9 protein-coding genes and 1 pseudogene are annotated in these 6,524 nt (G+C 50.5%); 3 read left to right on the top strand and 7 right to left on the bottom strand.

Features of this window, described 5'->3' with window-relative positions:
• Positions 1-184: 184 nt before the first annotated feature.
• Positions 185-355 (top strand): annotated as a pseudogene (locus tag AC1S5B_RS22680) (IS1 family transposase); the annotation flags it as partial.
• On the opposite strand, the gene AC1S5B_RS22675 reads toward AC1S5B_RS22680, so the two are convergent.
• The 7 genes from AC1S5B_RS22675 to AC1S5B_RS22645 form a co-directional block, all read right to left on the bottom strand.
• Positions 324-686, bottom strand: a complete 363-nt coding sequence (locus AC1S5B_RS22675) for an alcohol dehydrogenase catalytic domain-containing protein (protein WP_482037944.1) — start codon at positions 684-686, stop codon at positions 324-326. The pseudogene AC1S5B_RS22680 and the gene AC1S5B_RS22675 overlap by 32 nt on opposite strands.
• 17 nt (positions 687-703) lie before the next feature.
• The gene (locus AC1S5B_RS22670) at positions 704-1,426 is read right to left on the bottom strand and encodes a molybdopterin-dependent oxidoreductase (RefSeq protein ID WP_482037943.1); all 723 of its coding nucleotides are present in this window, start codon (positions 1,424-1,426) and stop codon (positions 704-706) included.
• Positions 1,427-1,451: 25 nt separating this feature from the next.
• Positions 1,452-2,063, bottom strand: a complete 612-nt coding sequence (locus AC1S5B_RS22665; RefSeq protein ID WP_482037942.1) for a cytochrome b/b6 domain-containing protein — start codon at positions 2,061-2,063, stop codon at positions 1,452-1,454.
• A 9-nt stretch (positions 2,064-2,072) separates the two neighbouring features.
• Positions 2,073-2,594, bottom strand: a complete 522-nt coding sequence (locus tag AC1S5B_RS22660) for a DM13 domain-containing protein (RefSeq protein WP_482037941.1) — start codon at positions 2,592-2,594, stop codon at positions 2,073-2,075.
• Positions 2,595-2,634: 40 nt separating this feature from the next.
• Positions 2,635-3,324, bottom strand: coding sequence for a cytochrome c biogenesis CcdA family protein (locus AC1S5B_RS22655; RefSeq protein WP_482037940.1), 690 nt, complete (start codon positions 3,322-3,324; stop codon positions 2,635-2,637).
• A 96-nt stretch (positions 3,325-3,420) separates the two neighbouring features.
• Positions 3,421-4,020 (bottom strand): thioredoxin family protein, encoded by a 600-nt coding sequence (locus AC1S5B_RS22650; protein WP_482037939.1) that lies wholly within the window; start codon positions 4,018-4,020, stop codon positions 3,421-3,423.
• A 34-nt stretch (positions 4,021-4,054) separates the two neighbouring features.
• Positions 4,055-4,348, bottom strand: a complete 294-nt coding sequence (locus tag AC1S5B_RS22645; RefSeq protein WP_482037938.1) for a pentapeptide MXKDX repeat protein — start codon at positions 4,346-4,348, stop codon at positions 4,055-4,057.
• 486 nt (positions 4,349-4,834) lie between these two features.
• Between AC1S5B_RS22645 and AC1S5B_RS22640 the strand changes: the two genes are divergently transcribed.
• Both AC1S5B_RS22640 and AC1S5B_RS22635 read left to right on the top strand, forming a co-directional pair.
• Complete coding sequence (locus tag AC1S5B_RS22640; protein ID WP_482037937.1) at positions 4,835-5,413, top strand: sigma-70 family RNA polymerase sigma factor; 579 nt, start codon at positions 4,835-4,837, stop codon at positions 5,411-5,413.
• Positions 5,414-5,420: 7 nt separating this feature from the next.
• Positions 5,421-6,197, top strand: a complete 777-nt coding sequence (locus AC1S5B_RS22635) for an anti-sigma factor (protein ID WP_482037936.1) — start codon at positions 5,421-5,423, stop codon at positions 6,195-6,197.
• The last annotated feature ends 327 nt before the right edge of the window (positions 6,198-6,524 follow it).

Raw genomic sequence — 6,524 nt, 5'->3', positions numbered from 1 at the left:
AGCGGGGACGCTGCCGGAGCAAGGTTGTGAGGGTTTTTCGATTGACTTATTTTGGAGCTTTTAGACCTGATTCAAGATCTTAAGCGTCTGCCGTTTTTAGACTGATTTCATTGGGTGCAGATGGTTGGGGAGCTTATGTTGGCGTAGCTTGACGGAGGCATTAAGACATCTCGATCCAAGTCTTCACACGGTAGGTAAACGTCATACTCAGAAGATTGAGCGCAAGCATTTAACCTGACGAACTCGAATTAAAAGATTGGCTCGTAAAACCATTTGCTTTTCCAAGTCTATTGTGATGCATGACATTGTGATTGGATTGTTCCTTAACCGTTATGAGCTTGGCTTATCTGTCTAACCTGAAACAACAACTCTAGAACACGATCGGCAACCACACGAGTTCCAATTTGGAAGGCTTCGCGATCGCCAATTTTCCAGCCTTCTACGCCTGCGCCCAACGCCACAATTTCTCCCGCTGCTTCATGCCCAAAAGGGGTTGGTGGTTTCAGCATCTTGGCATGTCCGCCCCTACGCCATACTTTCAAATCGGTGCCGCAGGTGGTCGCTGCTTTCACCCGAATTACAACTTCTCCAGCAGCAGGGGTGGGGTCTGCAACCTGCTCCAGTCGAAGGTCTTCTTTGCCATACAGTAACGCAGCTAGCACAGGGCGATCGCTCCAATCAACCACCCGATAATCTTACAGGTCTACAGTCCTGCAAACCACTCATAGCCAAAATCTTCCCAATAGCCCAGTTTCGGTGGTAACTGGCTCATCAATGTCACACGGGTAACCCACTTAGATTGCTTATAGCCCAGCTTAATCGGGGCTGCCAGTCGCAGCGGTGCGCCATTTTCCATGGGGAGCGGCTGACCATTTTTTTGATATGCCAATATCGTTTGAGGATGCATCGTGGAGGCAAGATCCCAGCTTTCGTAGTAGCCATCTGCCGATTCAAAGTAAGCATAGCGCGCCGTAGATTTGGGCTGAGCGCGACGAATGAGTTCCCGTAAACTCACCCCGCCCCACTGGACGATCGCCGCCCAGCCTTCCACACACACATGCCGAATCACCATGGAAGTTAGGGGCATGGATTGAATCTCTGCCAGACTCAGGCTCAAGGGTTGCACCACATCACCATCCACCACCAAACGAAAGGTGGCGCGATCGAGGTTAGGAGTCGTGTCAAACGTATTGATCAGCAGTGCTTCTGGATCGATCTCGCTGATGGGAAATTCTGGCACCAACGCTTGGGGTTTGAGTAGCAATTCTTCCACCCGCTGGTTGAGCGGATCAATCGTCGCTCCAACCTGCTCGGCGATGGAGGTGGAAGCACAACTGCCCAGCAGCAACCCCATCCCTGATAATCCAGAAAGCTGCAACAGTCGCCGACGGGTCAGCCTTGGACGAACGGGTTGAATAATCGACATAGCAATAGCCCTAGAGAATGGAAGACTAACGGACAAAAATTGAGCGAATCAGCCGCATACTGCCAACTCTAAACGCTAGCAGGGAATGGATGAGGGTGAAACCAAGGACAATGGGCACGGTAATAAAGTGAACGGTGCGTAGCGTTTGCCAATTGCCAAACAGACTTGCCAGCCAGGGAAGTTGGGCAGGTTTATACATTGCCAACCCACTGGCGATCGCCAGCAGCAGGATCGGAATAATCGCTGTATACACCACTCGATGCCACGCATAGGTCTTACGTTTGGCGTTTTGCGACACTTGCAGCGCCTTCACATCACTACTAGACACATAGCGCTGCTGCCAGCGACGAGTGATGAGAATAAAAAGCCCATACGCCAGAAGGTTAAGCGAGTAGACCCACATGATGGTGAAGTGCCAATCTCGCCCCCCTGCTAACCAGCCGCCTAGCAGCAACCCTTTGGGAAAATGCCACCCCGCTCGTCCGCCAAACACTGGATTGGCGTTGTAAATCTGCAAACCACTACTCATCATCAGCAAGAGGCTAATAATGTTGACCCAGTGAAAGGCTTTTGCAAGAATTGCCTGTTTCGGCACAGGTGCTTTTTTCGGTGATTTGGCAGGTTGCGATGTTGTCATGGGTGATCTCTACTTACCAAGGCTGGCGTAGCCGAATGTTGCGTTAAATTTGCGGCACCAAATCGCCACACTAGAGAAATTTCCTGGTTTCACCGTTTGAGGAATGGCATACCGCTGAGCGCCGGAAACCTTTTGCAGTTTTGCCACCTGCACATAATCTTTTTCTTTGATGCCACTGATGGGCGGCTGACCAGTACGATACAAAATCACATACAAGTCGGGACCCGCATCAGTCTTAAAGGTTTGGTCAAATGTCAGATAGGATTTACCGCCTTCGTTGACCAGCATGACAGATCCCTGAGTAGGATGCTCCGCTTTGACAAATTTGCCCGATCGCATCGCCATCATTGCCGGTTTCATCATGCTACCTTCCGGCTTCATCATGCTACCTTCCGGTTTCATCATGCTGTCCGTTGGTTTCATGGCAGGCGCATTTTGAGAATTGACTGATTGATACTGGGCGACGGTTGCAATTGTCGCGATCGCAACAAGGGACATCAAGCTCAGTGAAAAGTTTTGCAATTTCATCATTAAACTCCTTGAGTCATTCGTGTACTTGAACATCTAAAATCTACAACTGGGCAGCGGGAAACAGAGGTGCTAGCCAAAGCTGCACTTGCACATCCCAGCCCAGCAAAATTGCGATCGCGGTGCCTGCGACTAACCCACCACCAATCCGTTGAAGTGCCGCGCTGTAGGGACGCAGTTTCAGCAGAGATCGCCCCACATATCGACCAGAGTAAGCGATCGCCAGCAGGGGTAAACTCGCTCCCACGCCAAACGCCAGCAGTAGCCCGAATACCTGTGTAACCTGCTGCTGTACCGCTGCCAACACGACAATGCTGCCCAAAACGGGACCCGCACAGGGAGTCCACAGCAGCCCCAACTGAGTGCCTAGCCAAAACTCACCCCACAACCCCTTGCGCTCAGGTTCCTTTAGCCCAACTAGCCGCAGCCTTCGGAATAGACGATAGCTCAAAACTGGAAACATCGATAGCAACCCCATCAACACCAGTAATGCGATCGCCACGGTTCTTAAGCCACTCGCAAATCCCGCAATCCACTGACTGGTGAATCCTAGCAAGCTACCTGCCACCGCAAAACCACCGACTAAACCCGCGACTAACGCCACCGCCCCATAGCGATGAGACTGGAGCGATCGCCCAACCAAAATTGGCAAAATTGGCAACACACAGGGAGATAATACGGTTAATATTCCAGCCAAAAATGCCAGCCCAATGGAAAGTGAGGAAGTAGCCATAAGCGGAGAGATAAAAAGGTTTCAGGTGTCGGGTTTCAGGTGTCAGAGTTCGGAGCTCAGAGTCTTCACTAATTCCTGAAACCTGGAACCTGATCCCTAACTCAACAATTGCCGAATCATTTTGTCCGTTTCGTCGTAGGCACCTTCGCCAATATGGTCATAGCGGATAATTCCTTGGCGATCAGCTAAGAACAAGTGGGGCCAATACTCATTTTTGTAGGCGCTCCAGGTCTTGAACTGGTTATCCATGGGCACGGGATAGGTGATGCCATGCTTCTGTAATGCTTGCTTAACGTTGTTCACATCACGTTCAAAGGCAAATTCAGGCGTGTGAATACCGATGACGGTTAAGCCTTTGGCTGCATATTGCTGATGCCAGCGAACTACAGAGGGTAGGGTGCGCTGACAATTGATGCAAGCAAATGTCCAGAACTGAATCAATGCAACGTTGCCTTTGAGGGAAGCAACGGTTAGCGGCGGGGAATTAAGCCACTGGGAAATGCCCTGAAATTCTGGGAGGCGATTGGTGCTAGCGGCGGCAAGATTAGTCGTGCGATCGCTTCCTTCTGCGGACGCTTGCGCTTCGGGAGCAGATGATTCTTGATGGAGTCGAGCAGCCAAGGTCACGCCCCCCGCCCCCAATACCCCCAAGCCAAGATAAGTCAAAATCCGACGACGTTGCAAAAGAGAACTCATAGGGTTACCTGCAAGAAGGTCTGCATAAACGGGGCTATTTCTTCATCGCGTCGCCTTCTTTCTTCATTGCGTCGCCTTTCATTGCGTCGCCTTTCATGGCATCACCTTTCATGGCATCACCTTTCATGGCATCGCCTTCTTTCTTCATCGCATCACCTTTCATGGCATCGCCTTTCATCGCGTCACCTTTCATGGCATCCCCCGTAGTGCTTGCGGCAGGTGAAGCAGAAGTACCGGGAGTTGCTTGATTGGCACCACTGGAGCAAGAAGCCAAACCAGAGATAATCACTAAACTGGCTGCCAAGCCCAAAACTTTCAAGGTCATCATTTTTCTAGCCCTTAGACGTAGGTGTATTGGTGAAGAAAGCACTATTTTTGTTCTTTCCTAGTGACATACGACTGGGCGATGCGATCGGATTAAAGTTTTTTGGCGGATTGCAAAATTCCTAGGGCACAGTTTGAATAGGCTTATGTTTATCCACATCCAATTTCTATTCCCAGTCGTACTTTAGATAAGCGGTGCTGTGGAGGTTTGAAATTGTGTGGTTTCATGAAGTGAAGTGAAGTGCTTGAATGAACTACCCCGCTGCAAGCAGACGGGGTATGAAAGACGTTTTGCTCCCGAATCTCAGATTCGGATTGCAAGCCACAAGGCTTCGCCGCAGAGCGGCGGGGAATATATCCCATACTCGATTCAATCGCGTTTAGCCTGAGTTAAATCGTTGATTGAATTATTTCGTTGGCTTTAGATTGCTTGATCTAAAGTGGCTGCCCCATCATGTTGATATTGGCTCTGTCCAAAAAATGTGACTCTATGGATTTCGAGTCTTCGGATTCGCCACCAATCCCCACAGATGCGGAATTGTTTCAGGCGATGCAAGCAAAACAGCACTCTGCTCTGGCGGCGCTTTACGATCGCTACGCTAGCTTGGTGTATAGAGTGGCGCTAAGAATTCTGGTGAATCCACAGGAAGCAGAAGATTTGACTCAAGAAATTTTCCTAAAACTTTGGCGTAGCAGCACTTACGACATTAATCGGGGTTCTTTGAGTAGCTTTTTGACCACATTGACGCGATCGCGAGCAATTGATCGACTTCGCTCACGCAGTAGCAACCTCAAATTTCTTCAGCGCTGGGGCAAGACCATGACCACTCAACCGCCGCCTAACACGCCGTTTGAAACTGCATCGATTCATCAGCGATCGGAGCATGTGCGCGCGGCATTGGCTGACCTGCCCGAAAAATATCGTCAAATTTTAGAACTGGCTTATTACGAAGGGCTGAGCCAATCAGAAATTGCTGCCCGATTAGAGATTCCCTTGGGAACGGTGAAATCTTGGTCGCGCCAAGGATTGCTCACCCTGAGAAAAACCTTACAGACCTGGATTGAGTAATCGCGTTATGGCTGAACCCACTGATCCTGAATCGTCCTATCCCGCCCATTGGCAAGAGTTGATGGCAGGCTATGTTTTGGGCAATCTTACGCCTGAAGAAGCGGAGGAGTTGCAGCAACTACTCTCTGCCCATCCTGAATTGGGCGAAGAGATGCACAGCCTACAAGAGGTGCTGGCAGCAATGCCCTATGCCTTACCAGAAGTGGAGCCTGCCGTATCCGTGCGATCGCGCATTCTCATGGCGGCTCACGATCAAGTAGTGCTAATTCGCCAGCGCGATCGCCGTCAATTAATGATTCTATGGGGTGGCAGCATTGCCGCTATTCTTGCAGTAGTAATTGGGTTAGACAATCTAAATTTGCGGCAAGAGCTTGCCACCACTCAAGCCAAGATTGCGTCCCAAAAAGACCTGATTGCCATGTTGCAAGCGCCTCAAACTAAGCTAGTGACCTTGAAAGGCATGGATCAGATGTCGAAAGCGGCGGGGAATGTGGTGATTACGCCAGGAGAAGCAGGGGCGATCGTGGTGCTGCAAGATCTGCCAACCCTGCCACCGGGACAAACCTACAATCTTTGGGCAGTTGCCAATGGTCAAAAAGTTGCAGCAGGAAACTTTACTGCAAATCCCCAGGGCAGAGTGTTCGTGAAGGTGCCTCTGACTTCGGCAACCAGCGATTCCCTTTGGGATCGTGGAACGAATCGCGTCACACTCATTGTCACGATCGAAGCATCGCCCATACCCCTCTCGCCTCAAGGTCCTATGGTGATGACCAGCAACTTGTAGATGAGGCGCTACATAACTAACCTGGGGTTGAGTTAAACTCAGCGGAGCAGTCACCCACTCCGCTGGTCTTCAGAACCGAGCTTGAAGCTTGTCACCTCACACGGCTCCTCAACAACTGAGTGCTTGTCACGCATACCTGAATGAACTTGGTCGTGACAGTGCTGATGCATCAACGTCAGATTAGTTTGAGTCGAGGGGGGACATTACTCCCCGCCCCTCTCAGTTAGATCCGGACGTGCGAGTTTCCCTGCATCCGGCTCCCGATGTTCTTGGTTGTCGCGTTTGCGTCTATGGAGATACTTGTGACAACTTTCGTGAATGGCTAGT

The organism is Leptolyngbya sp. CALU 1928 (assembly GCF_056784215.1).
Note: the sequence above shows the minus strand (reverse complement) of the source record. Positions and strands in the feature narration are given on the sequence as shown.

What these genes read in the sequence shown, in the direction of transcription:
- AC1S5B_RS22670 (WP_482037943.1), bottom strand. Translation starts at nt 1,426, where the DNA reads ATGTCGATTATTCAACCCGTTCGTCCAAGGCTGACCCGTCGGCGACTG.
- AC1S5B_RS22665 (WP_482037942.1), bottom strand. Translation starts at nt 2,063, where the DNA reads ATGACAACATCGCAACCTGCCAAATCACCGAAAAAAGCACCTGTGCCG.
- AC1S5B_RS22660 (WP_482037941.1), bottom strand. Translation starts at nt 2,594, where the DNA reads ATGATGAAATTGCAAAACTTTTCACTGAGCTTGATGTCCCTTGTTGCG.
- AC1S5B_RS22655 (WP_482037940.1), bottom strand. Translation starts at nt 3,324, where the DNA reads ATGGCTACTTCCTCACTTTCCATTGGGCTGGCATTTTTGGCTGGAATA.
- AC1S5B_RS22650 (WP_482037939.1), bottom strand. Translation starts at nt 4,020, where the DNA reads ATGAGTTCTCTTTTGCAACGTCGTCGGATTTTGACTTATCTTGGCTTG.
- AC1S5B_RS22645 (WP_482037938.1), bottom strand. Translation starts at nt 4,348, where the DNA reads ATGATGACCTTGAAAGTTTTGGGCTTGGCAGCCAGTTTAGTGATTATC.
- AC1S5B_RS22640 (WP_482037937.1), top strand. Translation starts at nt 4,835, where the DNA reads ATGGATTTCGAGTCTTCGGATTCGCCACCAATCCCCACAGATGCGGAA.
- AC1S5B_RS22635 (WP_482037936.1), top strand. Translation starts at nt 5,421, where the DNA reads ATGGCTGAACCCACTGATCCTGAATCGTCCTATCCCGCCCATTGGCAA.